This window comes from Mycobacterium paragordonae, from assembly GCF_003614435.1.
Taxonomy (GTDB): Bacteria; Actinomycetota; Actinomycetes; order Mycobacteriales; family Mycobacteriaceae; genus Mycobacterium; species Mycobacterium paragordonae.
Genome location: NZ_CP025546.1, coordinates 5496125 through 5514615, shown reverse-complemented (window position 1 = coordinate 5514615; position 18491 = coordinate 5496125). Strand labels below are relative to the sequence as shown.

Here is an 18491-nt window from a genome sequence, read left to right as displayed (position 1 = left end):
TAAACTGCGCCGATACCGGTCCGAATGGCCCTTTCCTTACGCATTCTTGACGCCGCCGGGCCCAAAATTGACGAACTGCCGCGCCCTAGAATGGTGCACATCATGACCGCACCGGGGACTGCAAGCCCAGATACCCCGATCGCGGGGCTCGTCGAATTGGCGCTCACTGCGCCGACATTTCAACAGCTCATCGAGCGCGCCTCCGATCGACCCGAACAATTGCCGCTGGTCGGACCGGCCAGCGCGCGCCTCTACGTGGCCGCTGCGCTGGCCCGGCAGGGGCCGCTTCTGGTGGTCACCGCCACCGGTCGCGAAGCCGACGACGTGAGCGCCGAACTGCGCGGCGTGCTCGGCGACGCGGTCGCGGTCTTCCCGTCCTGGGAAACGCTGCCGCACGAGCGGCTGTCACCCGGCATCGACACCGTCGGCACCCGGATGATGGTGCTGCGCCGGTTGGCCCATCCCGACGACGCCCGCCTGGGCCCGCCGCTGCGAGTCGTGGTGACCGCGGTCCGTTCCCTGCTGCAGCCGATGGCCCCGCAACTCGGCCGCCAGGAACCGCTGACCCTGACGGTGGGAGACGAGACGCCCTTCGAGGACGTCGTCCAACGTCTCGTCGATCTCGCCTACACCCGGGTCGACATGGTCGGCCGGCGCGGCGAGTTCGCCGTGCGCGGCGGCATCCTGGACGTCTTCGCGCCGACCGCCGAGCACCCGGTGCGGATCGAATTCTGGGGCGACGAGATCACCGAGATGCGGATGTTCTCGGTCGCCGACCAGCGCTCGATTCCCGAGATCGACGTCGACGTGCTGGTCGCGGTGGCAAGCCGCGAGCTGCTGCTCACCGAGGACGTCCGGGCCCGCGCGGCCGAGCTGGCCGGCCAGCATCCCGCATCGGAGAACACGGTCACCGGCAGCATCATCGACATGCTGGCCAAGCTGGCCGAAGGCATCCCGGTCGACGGCATGGAGGCGCTGCAGTCGGTGTTGCAGCCGGCGCAGGACGGGGCCCCTGCGTTGCTCACCGACCAGCTGGCCGAGGGAACCCCGGTGCTCATCTGCGACCCGGAGAAGGTGCGCACCCGCGCCGCCGACCTGATCAAGACCGGCCGGGAGTTCCTGGAAGCGTCGTGGTCGGTCGCGGCCCTGGGCACCGATGCGCCGGTCGATGTCGAACAACTCGGCGGGTCCGGCTTCGCCGAACTCGATGAGGCGCGGGAGGCGGCCCGCCGGGCCGGGCATCCGTGGTGGACGCTGAGCCAGCTTTCCGACGAATCGGCGGTGGAACTGGACATCCGTTCCGCGCCGTCGGCGCGGGGGCATCAGCACGACATCGAGAGCATCTTCGCCATGCTGCGGGCGCACGTGTCCACCGGCGGATACGCCGCCATGGTGGCGCCCGGCACCGGCACCGCGCACCGCATGGTCGAGCGCTTGGCTGAATCCGACATCGCGGCGGCCATGCTGGAACCGGGCCAGACGCCCAAACCCGGCGTCGTCGGCGTCGTCAAAGGCCCCTTGCACGACGGAGTCGTCATTCCGGGCGCGAACCTGGTCATCATCACCGAAGCCGACCTGACCGGCAGCCGGGCCACCGCCACCGAAGGCAAACGGCTGGCCGCAAAGCGGCGCAACACGGTCGACCCGCTGGCGCTGACCGCCGGCGATCTGGTGGTGCACGACCAGCACGGCATCGGCCGCTTCGTCGAGATGGTGGAACGCACCGTCGGTGGGGCGCGCCGGGAGTACCTGGTGCTGGAATACGCGTCGTCCAAAAGGGGTGGCGGGTCCGACAAGCTGTACGTCCCGATGGACTCGCTCGACCAGTTGTCGCGCTACGTGGGCGGGCAGGCCCCGGCGCTGAGCAAACTCGGCGGCAGCGACTGGACCAACACGAAAACCAAAGCCCGCCGCGCGGTGCGCGAGATCGCCGGTGAGCTGGTGGCGCTCTACGCGAAAAGACAGGCCAGCCCCGGACACGCGTTCGCCCAGGACACGCCGTGGCAGGCCGAGATGGAGGACGCGTTCGGCTTCACCGAAACCATGGACCAGCTCACCGCGATCACCGAGGTCAAGTCCGACATGGAGAAGCCGATCCCGATGGACCGGGTGATCTGCGGCGACGTCGGCTACGGCAAGACCGAGATCGCGGTGCGGGCGGCGTTCAAGGCGGTGCAGGACGGCAAGCAGGTCGCCGTGCTGGTGCCGACCACCCTGCTGGCCGACCAGCATCTGCAGACCTTCACCGACCGGATGGCCGGCTTCCCGGTGACGGTCAAGGGGTTGTCCAGATTCACCGACCCCGCCGAGTCCCGCAAGGTGATCGAGGGGATGGCCGACGGCTCGGTCGACATCGTGATCGGCACCCACCGCCTGCTGCAGACCGGGGTGCGCTGGAAGGACCTCGGTCTGGTGGTCGTCGACGAGGAGCAGCGCTTCGGCGTCGAGCACAAAGAGCACATCAAGGCCCTGCGCAGCCACGTCGACGTGCTGACCATGAGCGCCACCCCGATTCCGCGCACGCTCGAGATGAGCCTGGCCGGCATCCGCGAGATGTCGACGATCCTGACGCCGCCCGAAGAGCGCTACCCGGTGCTGACCTACGTCGGCCCGCACGACGACAAGCAGATCGCCGCTGCCCTGCGGCGCGAGCTGCTGCGTGACGGGCAGGCGTTCTATGTGCACAACCGGGTGAGTTCCATCGACTCCGCCGCCGCCCGGGTGCGCGGTCTGGTGCCGGAGGCGCGGGTCGTCGTCGCGCACGGGCAGATGCCCGAGGACCTGCTGGAACGCACCGTGCAGGGGTTCTGGAACCGCGAATACGACATCCTGGTGTGCACCACGATCGTGGAAACCGGCCTGGACATCTCCAATGCCAACACCCTGATCGTCGAACGGGCCGACACGTTCGGGTTGTCTCAGCTGCACCAGCTGCGCGGCCGGGTGGGCCGTAGCCGCGAGCGCGGCTACGCCTACTTCCTCTACCCGCCGAACGCGCCGCTGACCGAGACGGCCTATGACCGGTTGGCGACGATCGCGCAGAACAACGAGTTGGGCGCGGGCATGGCGGTGGCGCTCAAGGACCTCGAGATCCGGGGCGCGGGCAACGTGCTCGGCGTCGAGCAGTCCGGGCACGTCGCCGGGGTCGGGTTCGACCTCTACGTCCGGCTGGTCGGCGAGGCCGTGGAGGCCTACCGGGCGGCGGCCGACGGGCAGACGGTGACCACGCCGGAGGAGACGAAAGATGTGCGCATCGACCTCCCGGTCGATGCGCACCTACCGCCGGACTACATCTCCAGCGATCGGCTCCGGCTGGAGGGGTACCGCCGGCTGGCCTCGGCCACTTCCGACAGCGATATCGCGGCGGTCATCGAGGAGCTGATCGACCGGTATGGTCCGCTGCCCGAGCCCGCCGAACGGCTGGTCGCCGTGGCGCGGCTACGCCTGCTGTGCAAGGCCGCGGGGATCACCGAGGTCAGCGCCGTTTCGGCCACGACAGTGCGGCTGTCCCCTTTGACGTTGCCGGATTCCGCCCAGGTTCGGCTGGCCCGGATGTACCCGGGCGGTCGCTACCGTGCGACGACGTCTACGGTGCAGGTTCCCATTCCGCGTGCGGGCGGGATCGGCGCCGGACACATCCGCGACGTCGAGCTGGTGCAGATGGTTGCCGATTTGGTGACTGCGCTGGCCGGGAAACCGCAGCAAGATGTTGGTATGAGCAACACGCCGGGTAAGGAGCGACAGGCCTGATGATTGTCGTCCTGGTCGACCCCCGCCGTCCGGCGCTGGTACCGGTGGAAGCCATCGAGTTGCTCTCCGGCCCCGTGCAGTACACCGAGGAGATGCCGATCGCGGTGCCCTGGTCGCTACCGGACGCGCACCCCGCCTACACCGGTGAGGACGCGCCGGTGCTGTTGTCGTCGGATCCCAACCATCCCGCGGTCACCGCGCGGCTGGCCGCCGGTGCCCGCCTGATTGCGGCGCCGGAACGTCAGCGCGGCGAACGGCTGATCGACGCCGTCGCGATGATGGACAAATTGCGCACCGCCGGGCCGTGGGAAAGCGAACAGACTCACGACTCGCTGCGCCGATACCTGCTGGAAGAGACCTACGAGCTGCTGGACGCGGTGCACAGCGGCAACGTCGACCAACTGCGGGAGGAACTCGGTGACCTGTTGCTGCAGGTGCTGTTCCACTCCCGCATCGCCGAGGATGCGGCGTTGCTGCCCTTCACCATCGACGACGTCGCCGACACGCTGATGCGCAAACTCGGCAACCGGGTGCCGGGAGTGCTTGCGGGCGAAGAGATTTCGCTGCAGGACCAGCTGGCCAAATGGGAAGAGGCCAAGGCCGCCGAGCGGTCGCAGAAGTCGCGCAACTCGGTGCTGGACGACGTCCACACCGGTCAGCCGGCGTTGGCGCTGGCGCAGAAGGTCATTCAGCGGGTGTGCCAGGCCGGTCTGCCCGCCGAGTTCATTCCCGCCGAGCTCACCACGATCACGCTGTCGGCCGATGTCGACGCGGAAAACACCCTGCGCGCAGCCGTATTGGATTTCGTCGAATCGGTTCGCGATGTCGAGAAGTCGATCGCCGCCAGCCGCCGCGGCGACAGCATCGCCGAAGAACTCGACATGACGCCGCTGGGCTTCGTCACCGCAGAGGAGTGGCGGGCGCACTGGCCGTCCGACGAGGCGGGCCTTGTGGAGCCGGAGCCAGAACCAAAGCCGGAGCCCGACCTCGAGACCGAATTTGAGCCCGAGTTGGACTCCGGGGTCGACTCCGAGGTGACGGGTGACCTGCCCGAAGCGCCCAAAGAGTCCCGGCCCAAAAAGCGCAAGGGACGGCGCTGACCGCCAGGTTTGCGACAACTCAGAGAAGCCGCACAAACAGCCAGCTCGCGCGTCGATAGCTGATGCAAATTCTGTGTGCTGAGCGGTTCGGCGAGCCGGGCACTCCCGCGACTCATGGGACGATGATCTAGGCCGAAACGGGTGAGGGGCCCCGATAGGGAGATCGACAGGGAGAGTTGTGTCGCCGAGACGCTGGTTGCGTGCGGTCGCCGTGATAGGGGCGACCGCGATGCTGTTGGCGTCAAGTTGCACCTGGCAACTCAGCCTGTTCATCCCGGAGGGCGTGCCGCCGCCGGCGGGGGACCCGGTGCCCCCGGTGGATACCCACGCCCTCGGCCGCCCGGCTGACCAGTTGCGGGAGTGGGCCGAGGCGCGGGCTCCGGCGCTCGAGATGCCGGTGGTCGCACTGGAGGCCTACGCCTACGCGGCGCGGGTCGCCGAGGTGGAGAACCCGAAGTGCCACATCGCCTGGACCACGCTGGCCGGCATCGGACAGGTGGAGAGCCACAACGGCACTTACCGCGGCGCGACGATAGCTCCGAACGGTGACGTCAGACCGCCCATCCGGGGTGTCCTGCTCGACGGCAGCGGCGGCAACCTGCGCATCGTCGACAACGATGGTGGCCTGCTCGACGGCGATAACGGCGTGGAACGCGCGATGGGGCCGATGCAGTTCATCTCCGAGACCTGGAAGCTGTATGGGGTCGACGCCAACAACGACGGCACCGCCAGTCCGGACAACATCGATGATGCCGCGCTTTCGGCTGCGGGATATTTGTGTTGGCGCGGAAAGGATCTCGCGACACCGCGGGGCTGGATCAACGCGCTGCGGGCTTACAACAACTCGGGGGTCTACGCGCGGGCGGTGCGGGACTGGGCAACCGCCTATGCGGCGGGTCATCCGCTGTAGAAAGATGTACCGCCGGGGGCCGCAGCAGAGCCACGAGCGCAAAGGAGAACCCAGTGCCGATTATCGAGCAGGTCGGAGCCCGCGAGATCCTTGATTCCCGCGGCAACCCGACCGTCGAGGTCGAGGTCGCGCTGATCGACGGAACATTCGCCCGTGCGGCGGTGCCTTCGGGTGCATCGACCGGCGAGCACGAGGCGGTCGAATTGCGCGACGGCGGCGACCGGTATGGCGGCAAAGGCGTGAAGAAGGCCGTCCAAGCGGTGCTGGACGAGATCGGGCCGGCGGTCATCGGGCTCAACGCCGACGACCAGCGGTTGGTCGATCAGGCGCTGGTGGACCTCGACGGCACCCCCGACAAGTCCCGTCTGGGGGCCAACGCGATCCTCGGCATCTCGTTGGCGGTCGCGAAGGCGGCGGCCGACTCGGCGGCGTTGCCGCTGTTCCGGTACCTGGGCGGACCGAACGCCCACATCCTGCCGGTGCCGATGATGAACATCGTCAACGGCGGCGCGCACGCCGACACCGGCGTCGACGTTCAGGAGTTCATGGTGGCGCCCATCGGCGCGCCCAGCTTCAGCGAGTCGTTGCGCTGGGGCGCCGAGGTCTACCACGCGCTCAAGTCGGTGCTCAAGAAAGAAGGGCTCTCCACCGGGCTGGGCGACGAGGGCGGTTTCGCCCCGAACGTGGCCGGCACCACCGCGGCGCTCGATCTGATCAGCCGGGCCATCGAGTCGGCCGGCTTCAAGCTCGGTGTCGACGTCGCGCTGGCGCTCGATGTCGCCGCGACCGAGTTCTACACCGAGGGCACCGGATACAGCTTCGAAGGCTCCACCCGGACGGCCGAGGAGATGACGGAGTTCTACGCCGGGCTGCTCAACGCGTATCCGCTGGTGTCCATCGAAGACCCGCTGTCCGAGGATGACTGGGACGGCTGGACCGCTCTGACGGTCAGTATCGGTGACCGGGTGCAGATCGTCGGCGACGACCTGTTCGTCACCAACCCCGAGCGTCTCGAAGAGGGCATTGAGCGCGGCGCGGCAAATGCGTTGCTGGTCAAGGTGAATCAGATCGGGACGTTGACCGAGACGCTGGACGCGGTCGCCCTGGCGCACCACAGCGGGTACCGCACGATGATGAGCCACCGCAGCGGCGAGACGGAGGACACCACCATCGCCGATCTGGCGGTGGCGGTCGGCAGCGGACAGATCAAGACGGGTGCGCCGGCGCGCAGTGAGCGTGTCGCGAAGTACAACCAGCTGCTGCGGATCGAAGAGGCACTCGGCGATGCGGCCCGCTACGCCGGTGACCTGGCGTTCCCCCGGTACGCAGTGGACCCCAAGTAGCTTGTCTCCCAAGCCCGATCCGAAACGGCGATCCCCGGCGTCACGGCCGGGGAAGCCGGGTGATTCGGCTCGGGCTCGTCGCTCCGGCGGTGCGTCGAAGTCCTACGCCAGTCCTGTTTCGAGGCCGGTTTCGAAGCCGGCGCAGACAGCTCCCGACGAAAGCCGGTCCACCGGCTCGTTGCACGAGCATGTGGTGGATCCCATCAAGCGGTCCTTCACCGAATCCGTTGAGCAGCGGTCGGATCAGCGGCTGGGGTTCACCGCCCGGCGGGCCGCGATCCTGGCGGCGGTGGTGTGTGTGCTGACGCTGACCATCGCCGGACCGGTGCGCACCTACTTCGCTCAGCGCACCGAGATGGCGCAGCTGACGGCAACCGAGGCCGCGCTGCGTCGCCAGATCGCGGACCTGGAACAACGCAAGGGCCAGCTGGCCGACCCCGCCTACGTCGCGGCGCAGGCGCGGGAGCGCCTCGGGTTCGTCAAGCCGGGGGACATTCCGTTCCAGGTTCAGCTTCCGCCCGGCGCCGCGGCGACTCCACAGCCGGGTGCGGAGGCGGGTGGCGCGGCCAAGAACGAGCCCTGGTACACCTCGTTGTGGCACACCATCGCCGACGCGCCGCACCTGCCGCCCGCGGCCGGTCCGGCACCCGAGCAGGCGCCGCCGGTGGCGCCCAACCCGACGTCGCCCGGTGGTTGATTCGGCGGACCTGGAGGCGGTGGCGCGTCAGCTGGGTCGCGAGCCTCGCGGTGTGCTCGAAGTCGCCTATCGGTGCCTGGACGGAGAACCGGGGGTGGTGAAGACCGCGCCGAAGCTGCCCGACGGGACGCCGTTTCCGACGTTGTACTACCTGACACATCCGGTGCTGACCGCGGCGGCGAGCCGATTGGAAACGACGGGGCTCATGCGCGACATGACCGAAAGATTGGGCTTTGATACAGATTTGGCCGCCGCGTATCGGCGGGCGCACGAGTCGTATCTGGCCGAGCGGGACGCGATCGAATCGTTGGGCACCACTTTTTCCGGCGGCGGCATGCCGGACCGGGTCAAATGCCTGCACGTGCTGATCGCGCACTCGCTGGCCAAGGGGCCAGGGGTTAATCCCTTCGGTGACGAGGCGTTGGCGCTGCTGACCGCCGAGGACGGCGCTGCGGCTTCTTTGATTGGGAGGCAATGGCTTTGACGCGACTTGCCGGGATCGACTGCGGAACCAACTCGATTCGGTTACTGATCGCCGACGTCGAGGGGGAGCGGTTGCGCGATGTCCATCGGGAGATGCGCATTGTGCGGCTGGGTCAAGGTGTCGACGCAACGGGTGAGTTCGCGGCGGAGGCGATCGCCCGAACCCGAGCCGCGTTGGTTGACTATGCCGAATTGCTGCGCGTGCACGATGTTTCGCGGGTGCGGATGGTCGCGACTTCGGCGACGCGGGATGCTGCCAATCGCGATGTTTTCTTTGCGATGACTGCCGAGGTGCTGGGGGCGGTGATCCCGGGGTCGGTCGCCGAGGTTATTACGGGCGCCGAGGAGGCTGGTCTGTCATTCCGGGGTGCGGTCGGCGAGTTGGACAGTGCCGGTGCGCCTTTCGTCGTCGTGGACCTGGGTGGGGGTTCGACGGAGATCGTGGTCGGCAAGGCAGCCGGAGAGATCGCGGCGAGCTACTCGGCCGACATCGGATGTGTGCGTTTGACCGAACGGTGTCTGCACTCGGACCCACCATCTGAGGATGAAGTGGCCGCGGCCCGCGACGTGGTGCGCGAGCGGCTGGACGTCGCGTTGCGCGCGGTGCCGGTGGACGGGGCGCGGACCTGGGTCGGGCTGGCCGGGACGATGACAACGCTGTCGGCGCTGGCGCAGGGTCTGAGTCGCTATGATGCTGCGGCGATTCACCTTTCGCGGGTGCCGTTCAGTGAGCTGCTCGGGGTGTGTGAGCGGTTGATTGGGATGACCCGGGCCGAGCGGGCCGCGCTGGGGCCCATGCATGAGGGTCGGGTTGACGTGATCGGCGGCGGCGCCATCGTGGTTCAGGAGTTGGCGCGGGAATTGGGTTCGCGGGCCGGCATTTCGGAGTTGGTGGTCAGTGAGCACGACATCCTGGACGGGATCGTGCTCTCGATCGCGTAGTCACAAGCGTCGCCGTGGGGAAGTCGAGTGGATGTTTGCCCACCTCTCCGCGACAGGTGATTGGCGCGCTGCCCGTGGATGGGTGCGCATCGCCTGCTCCTCACCAGACCCTGGAAAGGCGGGCGAAGACATTACGAACTTTTCTAGGGGCCGAAGTGACCGACGTGATTGACGCTGGGGTGTCCCTGCCGCGCATGGCGATTGCGGCCCCTTGTCGCGGAAAGGCGGGCAAAGGCAATGCGAACTTTTCCAGGGGCTGAAGTGACCGATGTGACTACCATGGAAAAGCGATCAACCTGCCGGACGCAGCCACGGCGGACTCACTCCTCGAAGCGGTAACCCATACCGGACTCGGTCAGCAAGTGCCGGGGGTGCGACGGGTCATCCTCGAGCTTACGTCGCAGCTGCGCCAAATAGACACGGAGATAATGGGTTTCGGTCGCATATCCGGGCCCCCACACTTCCTTCAGCAGTTCCTCGCGGCCGACCAGCTTGCCACGATTGCGGGCCAGCACCTCCAGCATCCCCCACTCGGTCGGCGTCAGGTGCACCTCCGCACCATTCTTCACGACCTTCTTCGCCGCTAAATCGATCGTGAAAGCCGACGTCTCGATAACCGGCTGATCGATCTCGGACGCCGCCGTGTTGCGGCGCACCGCCGCGCGTAACCGGGCCAGAAACTCGTCCATACCAAAGGGTTTCGTCACATAGTCGTCGGCCCCGGCATCCAGCGCCTCCACCTTGTCCGCGGAATCGCTGCGCGCCGACAGCACGATCACCGGCGCCGAAAGCCACCCGCGCAACCCGCCCAGCACCTCGATACCCGAGATGTCCGGCAACCCCAGGTCCAGGATCACGACGTCGGGCGGGTGCTCGGCAGCGGCGCGCAACGCGCCGGCACCGGTCGAGGCGGTCGTGACCTCGTACCCGCGCACCGTCAAATTGATCTTCAGAGCCCGCAGAATGTGCGGCTCGTCGTCTATCACCAGTACCCGCGTCATGGCGCCCCCAGCTCCACCACGATGGTAAGCCCGCCACCGGGAGTGTCACCGGCCGAGATCGTTCCGCCCATCGCCTCAACGAAGCCCCGCGCCACCGACATACCCAGGCCGACACCGGTGGTGTTGTCGTGATCGCCGAGCCGCTGGAACGCCTCGAAGATCTGCTCCTCGGCGCCGTGGGGGATGCCGGGACCCTCGTCGATGACATTGATCAGCACCCGATCGCCGACCCGGCCCGCGTTCACCCGCACCACGCAGTCGGGCGCATAACGCAGGGCGTTGTCGATCAGGTTGGCCAGCACCCGTTCCAGCAGGCCGGCATCGGCCATCGCCACCGCGTCGCCGACGTCGACTTTGACGCGGTCGATCGCCGAACGGAAGAAGCCGGTAGCGCCCTGCCCGATGCTGACCAGCGCCCGCTGCACCACCTCCTCCAGATACACCCGCTGCAGATTCGGGTGGACCACACCGGCCGCCAACCGCGACGAATCGAGCAGGTTGCCCACCAGCGCGGTCAACGAATCGATGGACTCCTCGATCGTCGCCAGCAGTTCGGCGGTGTCTTCGGCGGAGAAGGCGACATCTCCTGCGCGCAGGCTGGACACCGCAACCTTGGCCGCCGCCAACGGCGTTCGCAGATCGTGGCTGACCGCCGACAACAATGAGCGACGCAGCTCGTCGGCCCGGACGATCGCCTCGGCGCGGCTGGCTTCGGCGGCGAGTTCACTTTGCTTGATCAGACCCGCCGCCTGTGTCGCCACGGCATGGAGCACGCGGCGATCCCGCGCGGAAAGCCGGCGACCCCCCAGCAGCATCCAGAACTCGTCGTCGCCAACCTCGATCGCGGTATCGGCGGAATCGACGGTGGCACAGGCATCCTTGCCCACCGACGCGACCACACGGCTTCGCGGGCGCCCGTCGACGGTGTCTTCGCGCAACATGCTCACGGCGCGCTGCGAGTACGTCTCGCGCACTCGCTCCAGCAACGTGTCCAGGTCCGCGCCGCGCAACACCGACCCGGCGAACAACGTCAGCAATTCGGCTTCCTGGGAAGCACGGCGTGCCTCGCGCGACCGTTTGGCCGCCCCATCGACCAGCACCGCGACCGCCACCGCAATCAATAGCAGCACCAGTTCGGTGACCGCACTGTTCGGCTCCGCGATCGTGAAGCTGTGACGTGGCGTGATCAAGAAGTAGTTCAACAGCAGGCCGGATAACACCGCTGAAAGCACCGCGGGCGCAACGCCTCCCAGTAGACCCACCAGCAGCACACCGACGAAGAACAGCGCGCTTTCTCCGCCGTTGTCCAGATACCGGTCCAGCCACGCCACCGTGCCAAAGCAGATCAGCGACGGGACGATCGCGGCCGCCAGCCAGGACGCGACCCGGCGCTCACGCCGCGAAATCGATGAGGTGCGAAGTCCGCGTTTGGATTCCTCGTGGGTCACCATGTGCACGTCGATCTTGCCGGAATGCTCGACGATGGCCGGGCCGATGCCCTCATCGAAGATGCGTGCCCACCGCGGCCGCCGGGAGGTGCCGACCACCAGTTGGGTCGCGTTCATCTCGCGCGCGAAATCCAGCAGCGCGCTGGGCACGTCGTCGCCGACGACGGTGTGCAGGGAGGCGTCCAGGCTGTTGGCCAGTTCCCGGATTTTGGCCATCCGGGTCTCGGACAGGCCCGCCAACCCGTCACCGCGCACCACGTGAACCACCATCAACTCGGCGGTGGACTTGGATGCGATTCGGGACGCTCTGCGCACCAATGTCTCCGACTCCGGACCACCCGTGACGGCTACGACGACGCGTTCACGGGCCTCCCACATCGCGGTGATCTTGTTCTCCGCGCGGTACTTGGCCAGCGCCGTGTCGACCTGGTCGGCCAGCCACAGCAGCGCCAATTCCCGCAGGGCAGTGAGGTTTCCGGGACGGAAATAGTTGGACAGTGCCGCGTCGATCCGTTCCGAGGTGTAGACGTTGCCATGAGAAAGTCTGCGGCGCAACGCTTCCGGGGTGATATCGATCAGCTCGACCTGCGACGCCTGCCGGACGATCGAGTCGGGGATGGTCTCCTTCTGCTCGATGCCGGTGATCTGGGCGACGACGTCGTTCAAGCTCTCCAGGTGCTGGATGTTCACCGTGGAGATCACCGTGATGCCGGCGTCGAGCAATTCTTCGACATCCTGCCAGCGCTTGGCGTTCTTGCTGCCCGGTGTGTTGGTGTGGGCAAGCTCGTCGACCAGCACCACGTGCGGATGGCGCGCCAGTACGGCTGGCACGTCGAGTTCGGGGAAACTGCCGCCCCGGTATTCGATGAGCCGCGGCGGAATGGTTTCTATGCCGGTAAGCAGCTCAGCGGTTTTCGCGCGGCCGTGGGTTTCGATGACTGCCGCGACGACGTCGGTGCCGCGCTCCAGGCGCCGATGGGCCTCGCCGAGCATCGCGTAGGTCTTGCCGACTCCTGGCGCGGCGCCGAGATAGATGCGCAGCTCACCACGCTTGGTCCGGTGCTCGCCGAGGTTGACGTCGGTCACGTCAACCATCATCCCTCCGCGACCCTAGCCGGTGACCGGGTATCGGCGGTCGAGTTGCAGGTTGAGCTGCAGGACGTTGACAGAAGGTTCCCCGATGAAGCCGAGCACGCGCCCGGTTCGGTACTGGGCCAGCACGTCCCGCACCTGCTCCGGGCTGACGTGGCGGGCTTTGGCCACCCGCGCCACCTGAAGGTTGGCGTAGGCCACCGAGATATCCGGGTCCAGTCCGCTGCCGCTGGCGCTCACCGCATCGGCGGGCACGACGGGGTCGGCGGGCGCGGCCCCGCGAATCGGCACCATCTGGCCGATCGAGTAGTCCTCGCCTTTTTTGGCGCACTCCACCCGCACACCCTCATAGCTGGTCAGGAAGGGCGCCGACGTCGTCTCGCAGGGCTCGTTGACGCTGATGACCCGGGTGGGATGGATGACGGCCCCGCGCGCATCGCGGGGGCCGATCACCGCCAGCACCGCCCCGACGCCACCACCGGTGCAGAACGGACGTGACCCGTCCACTGCTTCGAGCTTGCCAATAGCCACGCTGCGCGAGCACACCTGATTGAGCAGGCTCATGCTCTCCGGTCCGAGGTTGCTCGCTCCGGTGGACAGCGGGTCGTACCCGTTACCGGCCGCCGACGGACGGCTCTGAAAATACTGCGGCAGCGGGTTGCCGCTGGCGTCGGTGAACAGCTGGCCGATCAGCCGGCTACCCACCGGCTTGCCGCCGACGCTGACGATCGACCCTTCGGCCTTGTCGTGCAGCCCTGGGATCTGCGCCACCAACCAGATGAACAACGGGTAGATCAATCCGGTGATGACGGTCAGCACCAGCAGCGCGCGCACCGCGGCCCAGTGGACCCGAAGAAAACTGGAGAACTTCATGTCAGGACATCCCAGGGACGAATTGGACGATCAAGTCGATCAGCTTGATCCCGATGAACGGGGCGACGATCCCCCCGAGACCGTAGACATACAGGTTGCGGCTCAACAGTTTTGACGCGCTGCTAGGCTTGTAACGCACGCCCCGCAACGACAGCGGGATCAGCAGGACGATGATGATCGCGTTGAAGATCACCGCCGACAGGATCGCCGATTCCGGGCTGTGTAATCGCATCACGTTCAACAGGTCCAGGCCGGGGAACAGGGCGACGAACATCGCCGGAATGATCGCGAAATACTTGGCGATGTCGTTGGCGATCGAGAAGGTCGTCAAAGCGCCCCGGGTGATCAGCAGCTGCTTGCCGATTTCCACGATCTCGATCAGCTTGGTGGGGTCGGAGTCGAGATCCACCATGTTGCCGGCTTCTTTGGCGGCCGAGGTCCCGGTGTTCATCGCCACACCTACGTCGGCCTGGGCCAGCGCCGGCGCGTCGTTGGTGCCGTCACCGGTCATCGCGACCAGCTTGCCGCCTGCCTGCTCCCGCTTGATCAACGCGAGTTTGTCTTCGGGTGTGGCTTCGGCGAGGAAATCGTCGACCCCGGCCTCGTCGGCTATCGCTTTGGCGGTCAACGGATTGTCGCCGGTGATCATGACGGTACGAATACCCATCCGGCGCATCTCGTCGAACCGCTCGCGCATGCCCTGCTTGACGACGTCCTTGAGATGGATGACGCCAAGGACCGATGCTTCGCCGCTGCGACACTCGCCGACAACCAGTGGTGTGCCGCCGCCGGCCGAGACACCGTCGACGATCTCCCCGAGCTGCCTGGGCACCTTACCGCCCTGTGCCCGAACCCATTCCGCGACGGAGCTGGCGGCGCCCTTGCGCAACTGGTGATCGTCGACGTCAACACCGGACATCCGCGTGGCGGCCGAGAACGTCACCCACTGGGCGTGCGCGAGTTCACCCGGAGTGCGCGCACGTAATCCGAAGTGCTCCTTGGCGAAGACGACGACCGAACGGCCCTCCGGTGTTTCGTCGGCGAGGCTGGACAACTGCGCGGCGTCGGCCAACTCCTCCGGCGAGACGCCGTCGACCGGGATGAAGGCGGCGGCCTGACGGTTGCCCAGCGTGATGGTGCCGGTCTTGTCCAGCAGCAGGGTGTTCACGTCGCCCGCGGCCTCGACCGCGCGTCCGGACATCGCCAGCACATTGCGCTGCACCAGCCGATCCATGCCGGCGATGCCGATGGCCGACAGCAGCGCGCCGATGGTGGTGGGGATCAGGCACACCAGCAGCGACACCATGACGATGCCGGTGACGCCACTTCCGTTGAGCGCCTGGGTGTCTGGCACGCCGGGATTGTTCAGCTTGGAGTAGATCGCCAACGGCTGCAGCGTCGTGACGGCGAAGATGAAGATCATCGTCAATGCGGCCAGCAGAATGTTGAGTGCGATCTCGTTCGGCGTCTTCTGCCGGTTGGCGCCCTCGACGAGCGCAATCATGCGGTCGATGAAGCTCTCACCGGGCTTCTGAGTGATCTGGACGATGATCTGGTCGCTCAGCACGGTGGTGCCGCCGGTGACGGCCGAGCGGTCACCACCGGACTCCCGGATCACCGGTGCCGATTCGCCCGTGATCGCCGACTCATCCACGGAGGCAATGCCTTCCACGACGTCGCCGTCGCCCGGGATCACCTGTCCGGCTTCGACGACGACGATGTCGCCCTGTCGCAGCAGCGGGGCCGCGACTTCTTCCTCCACCAGCGGCGAGCCGGGTGTCCACCCGGTGAGGCGCCGCGCCATCGTCTGGGTCTTCGCTTTGCGCAGTGTCTCGGCCTGGGCCTTGCCGCGGCCTTCGGCAACCGCCTCGGCGAGGTTGGCGAACACGACCGTCAGCCACAGCCACACCACGATCAGCCAGGCGAACCAGGTCGGTTCGGCGATCGCCAGCGCGGTAGCCCAGACGGCACCGACCTCGACGATGAACATGACCGGGTTGCGCCACAACGTGCGCGGGTCGAGCTTGCTCAGCGCCTGGGGGGTCGATTTCCACAGCATCGCCGGATCAAGGACGCCGCCGCCGAGCCGCTTGGTGTTCGCGCTCATCAATGGATTCCTTCAGCAAGAGGGCCGAGCGCCAGCATGGGCAGGAACGTGAGCGCCACCAGAATCAAGGTGACACCGGCGACCATTCCGACGAACTGCGGCCGATGGGTGGGCAGCGTGCCCGCCGATTCCGGGGTGGTGCCCTGTTTGGCCAGCGATCCGGCCAGGGCGAGCACCACCACGATGGGCAGGAACCTGCCGAAGAGCATGGCCAGTCCCAAAGCTGTGTTGTACCAGTCGGTGTTGACGCTCAGCCCGGCGAAGGCCGACCCGTTGTTGTTGGCCGCGGAGGTGAACGCGTACAGGATCTCCGAGAGTCCGTGCGGCCCACTGTTGAGCATGCCCGCACGTTCACCCGGCAGCGCCATGGCTATCGCGGTGCCGGTCAGCACGATCAGCGGTGTCACCAGGAAATAGCTTGCGGCGAGCTTGATTTCGCGTGGATTGATCTTCTTGCCCAGGTATTCCGGGGTCCGGCCGACCATCAGCCCGGCGACGAAGACGGTGATCAACGCGAGAATCAACATGCCGTACAGGCCCGAACCGGTGCCGCCGGGGGCGACCTCGCCGAGCTGCATGTTGAACATCGTCATCATGCCGCCCAGGCTGGTGTAGGAGTCGTGGAACGAGTCGACAGCGCCGGTGGAGGTGAGCGTTGTGGCGTCGGCGAACACGGCCGAGTCCGCGACGCCGAACCGCTGCTCGACGCCCTCGGTGGCCGCGCCGAGGGCATTCGGGACGGTGCCGTGGTGCTGCAGCTGGAACCACATCATCAACGACACGCTGACGCCGGCCAGCGTCGTCATGACGGCCGCGATCGCGTAACCCTGCTTCTTGCTGCCGACCATGCGCCCGAAGGTGCGCGGCAGCGAAAAGCTGATCACCAGCAGCAGAAAGATTTCCAGCCAGTTCGTCCACGCGGTGGGATTCTCGAACGGGTGCGCGGAGTTGGCGTTGTAGAAGCCACCGCCGTTGGTGCCCAGCTCTTTGATGACTTCCTGGCTGGCCACCGGGCCGCCGGTGATCGTCTGCTGGGCGCCGCCCAGCGTGGTCACCACCTGATCGTGCAGGTGGAAGTTCTGGATCACCCCGCCCGCGACGAGCAGGATGGCGCCGACGACGGCAATGGGCAGCAGGATGCGCAAGGTGCCGCGGACCAGGTCCACCCAGAAGTTGCCCAGTTCGCCTGTGCGCGTGCGGGCGAACCCGCGCACCAGCGCAATCGCCACCGCCATGCCGACGGCCGCTGAGACGAAGTTCTGCACCGTCAGGCCAGCCATCTGAACCAGATGTCCCTGCGTCGATTCCCCGGAGTAGGCCTGCCAGTTGGTGTTGGTGACGAAGCTGACCGCGGTATTCCAGGCCAGTGCCGGCGTCATCTTCGTGGCGGGGTCGTGCAGGTGTAACGGCAATCCGCCCTGCAGCAGTTGCAAGGCGAACAAGAACAGGATGCTGATTGACGAGAACGCCAGCACGCTGCGGGTGTAGGCGCCCCACGTTTGTTCCGAGCGCGCGTCGACACCGATGAGGCGGTAGATCATTGACTCGACCCGTGAGTCGTTGTCCGAGGAGTAGACCCGGTACATGTAGTCGCCGAACGGTACGTGGACCAATGCCAGTGCCACGACGAGAGCGGCGAGGAAGATGATCCCCGCTATCGTTTGGCTCACTAGAACCTCTCCGGAAACAGCAGCGCGCCAACCATGAACAGCGCGAGAAGGATTGCCAGCACCAGGCCGACGATGTTCTGGTAACTCATAACCGCTCGACCAACTTCTGTGTCAGACCGAGCAGGGCGAACACCGCCACAGTCAGGGCGATGTATGCCAACACGCTCATGGTGCAACTCCGTTCGGCGATAGTCCGTGCAGACAAAAAGGCCTCGTCGAGTCAGCCCCTGGCGCACTACTCGGAGGCAAGGCCAGCCTGACGCTAATTGGCACATCCCAGCTAGGGCCTTTGGTTGACACTTTCCTAACGGCACCGGGGCGCGCCTTTACGGAATATTTACGGCCTCAGCGAAACGATGCGGTGTCGGTCACAGGGGGCGCAGAGCGCACAGTTGGCCCGGGGCCGAAAAAGTCTTGTAAAGGTTTGCGGTCATTACGTATGGATGCTGTTTGGGACCCGGCGCTGTTGGTCGGCCCGGTGTACACCAGTGGGATGCAGATCACGCGATACCGAGTAACCGAACCGGTTCCGCCACAATCGATTAACGAGACGCCGCCCCCATCGCCGGCCCGCGGGCACCTGCTCGACGGCAGCCGTCGGTGGGGCTCGTTCGACGCCGCGGTCGGTCAGTACGGCGTCCGTCGTTATCGCCTGACGATCTACCCACCGGGCACGGGTATCGATGATCGGTATGCAGCCTTGCTGTGGCGGAGCTGGCCGATAGGTGGCGCGGCACTGATGGTGTTGGCGGAGATGCTGCTTGGAGATGTGCTGGCATCAGCCGCCACCGTGCTGGTATTCGCCGCGGGCGTCTACTTGGCCATTGGTGCGCTGCTGTTTGTTCGGGGCGGTCCCGGCCGGGTGCCGGTCAGAAACCTGACAGTTGTCCTGATGCCCAAAAGCGCTGATGTGCAAGAGTTGTGCCGCTACACCTACTGGCGAGCCCTGGTCGACATGCTGACTGACGCCGACCGTCGGCTGGCAGCCGGTGACCTCTCTTTAGTTCAGCACGAGGCGATCTGGTGGCAGGCATACGACCGTCTGGAGGAGTGGTCACGCGTCGTGAAATAGCGG

At 66.6% G+C, this 18491-nt stretch carries 14 protein-coding genes; 8 read left to right on the top strand and 6 right to left on the bottom strand.

What is annotated here, in order from left to right:
* The first annotated feature begins 102 nt into the window (after positions 1-102).
* The 7 genes from mfd to C0J29_RS24550 all read left to right on the top strand — a co-directional run bounded on the left by mfd (position 103) and on the right by C0J29_RS24550 (position 9225).
* Positions 103-3750: a transcription-repair coupling factor gene (gene mfd / locus C0J29_RS24580; RefSeq protein WP_120794950.1), complete on the top strand. Its 3648-nt coding sequence runs from the start codon at positions 103-105 to the stop codon at positions 3748-3750.
* Positions 3750-4850, top strand: a complete 1101-nt coding sequence (locus C0J29_RS24575) for a nucleoside triphosphate pyrophosphohydrolase (RefSeq protein ID WP_120793846.1) — start codon at positions 3750-3752, stop codon at positions 4848-4850. The genes mfd and C0J29_RS24575 overlap by 1 nt, the downstream gene beginning before the upstream one ends.
* 178 nt (positions 4851-5028) lie before the next feature.
* Positions 5029-5760, top strand: a complete 732-nt coding sequence (locus C0J29_RS24570) for a lytic transglycosylase domain-containing protein (protein ID WP_120793845.1) — start codon at positions 5029-5031, stop codon at positions 5758-5760.
* A gap of 53 nt (positions 5761-5813) precedes the next feature.
* A complete protein-coding gene (gene eno, locus C0J29_RS24565; RefSeq protein WP_120793844.1) occupies positions 5814-7103 on the top strand; it encodes a phosphopyruvate hydratase in 1290 nt (429 codons plus the stop codon).
* Position 7104: 1 nt separating this feature from the next.
* Positions 7105-7800 (top strand): FtsB family cell division protein, encoded by a 696-nt coding sequence (locus tag C0J29_RS24560; protein WP_174814864.1) that lies wholly within the window; start codon positions 7105-7107, stop codon positions 7798-7800.
* Entirely contained in the window at positions 7793-8284 is a 492-nt protein-coding gene (locus C0J29_RS24555; RefSeq protein ID WP_120793842.1) for a DUF501 domain-containing protein, read from the top strand. Before C0J29_RS24560 ends, C0J29_RS24555 begins: the two co-directional genes overlap by 8 nt.
* The gene (locus C0J29_RS24550) at positions 8275-9225 is read left to right on the top strand and encodes a Ppx/GppA phosphatase family protein (RefSeq protein ID WP_120793841.1); all 951 of its coding nucleotides are present in this window, start codon (positions 8275-8277) and stop codon (positions 9223-9225) included. The genes C0J29_RS24555 and C0J29_RS24550 overlap by 10 nt, the downstream gene beginning before the upstream one ends.
* 320 nt (positions 9226-9545) lie before the next feature.
* Here the strand turns inward: C0J29_RS24550 and C0J29_RS24545 are convergent, their stop codons facing one another.
* From C0J29_RS24545 to C0J29_RS33975, 6 genes are read right to left on the bottom strand one after another with little or no spacing between them, the layout of a single operon-like run.
* Complete coding sequence (locus C0J29_RS24545) at positions 9546-10226, bottom strand: response regulator (RefSeq protein WP_065043818.1); 681 nt, start codon at positions 10224-10226, stop codon at positions 9546-9548.
* Positions 10223-12772, bottom strand: a complete 2550-nt coding sequence (locus C0J29_RS24540; protein ID WP_120793840.1) for a sensor histidine kinase — start codon at positions 12770-12772, stop codon at positions 10223-10225. Before C0J29_RS24540 ends, C0J29_RS24545 begins: the two co-directional genes overlap by 4 nt.
* A 12-nt stretch (positions 12773-12784) precedes the next feature.
* On the bottom strand, positions 12785-13639 hold the full coding sequence (locus C0J29_RS24535) for a potassium-transporting ATPase subunit C (protein ID WP_120793839.1): 855 nt from the start codon (positions 13637-13639) through the stop codon (positions 12785-12787).
* A 1-nt stretch (position 13640) separates the two neighbouring features.
* Complete coding sequence (gene kdpB, locus C0J29_RS24530; protein WP_120793838.1) at positions 13641-15746, bottom strand: potassium-transporting ATPase subunit KdpB; 2106 nt, start codon at positions 15744-15746, stop codon at positions 13641-13643.
* Positions 15746-17416: a potassium-transporting ATPase subunit KdpA gene (kdpA, locus tag C0J29_RS24525; RefSeq protein WP_120793837.1), complete on the bottom strand. Its 1671-nt coding sequence runs from the start codon at positions 17414-17416 to the stop codon at positions 15746-15748. Before kdpA ends, kdpB begins: the two co-directional genes overlap by 1 nt.
* Positions 17416-17505, bottom strand: coding sequence for a potassium-transporting ATPase subunit F (locus C0J29_RS33975; protein ID WP_120793836.1), 90 nt, complete (start codon positions 17503-17505; stop codon positions 17416-17418). The genes kdpA and C0J29_RS33975 overlap by 1 nt, the downstream gene beginning before the upstream one ends.
* A 350-nt stretch (positions 17506-17855) precedes the next feature.
* On the opposite strand from C0J29_RS33975, the gene C0J29_RS24510 reads away from it, so the two are divergent.
* The gene (locus C0J29_RS24510; protein WP_120793834.1) at positions 17856-18488 is read left to right on the top strand and encodes a DUF6611 family protein; all 633 of its coding nucleotides are present in this window, start codon (positions 17856-17858) and stop codon (positions 18486-18488) included.
* The last annotated feature ends 3 nt before the right edge of the window (positions 18489-18491 follow it).

Coding starts and splice junctions, on each gene's coding strand:
- mfd (WP_120794950.1), top strand. CDS start 103: ATGACCGCACCGGGGACTGCAAGCCCAGATACCCCGATCGCGGGGCTC.
- C0J29_RS24575 (WP_120793846.1), top strand. CDS start 3,750: ATGATTGTCGTCCTGGTCGACCCCCGCCGTCCGGCGCTGGTACCGGTG.
- C0J29_RS24550 (WP_120793841.1), top strand. CDS start 8,275: ATGGCTTTGACGCGACTTGCCGGGATCGACTGCGGAACCAACTCGATT.
- C0J29_RS24545 (WP_065043818.1), bottom strand. CDS start 10,226: ATGACGCGGGTACTGGTGATAGACGACGAGCCGCACATTCTGCGGGCT.
- C0J29_RS24540 (WP_120793840.1), bottom strand. CDS start 12,772: ATGATGGTTGACGTGACCGACGTCAACCTCGGCGAGCACCGGACCAAG.
- C0J29_RS24535 (WP_120793839.1), bottom strand. CDS start 13,639: ATGAAGTTCTCCAGTTTTCTTCGGGTCCACTGGGCCGCGGTGCGCGCG.
- kdpB (WP_120793838.1), bottom strand. CDS start 15,746: ATGAGCGCGAACACCAAGCGGCTCGGCGGCGGCGTCCTTGATCCGGCG.
- C0J29_RS33975 (WP_120793836.1), bottom strand. CDS start 17,505: ATGAGTTACCAGAACATCGTCGGCCTGGTGCTGGCAATCCTTCTCGCG.
- C0J29_RS24510 (WP_120793834.1), top strand. CDS start 17,856: ATGGATGCTGTTTGGGACCCGGCGCTGTTGGTCGGCCCGGTGTACACC.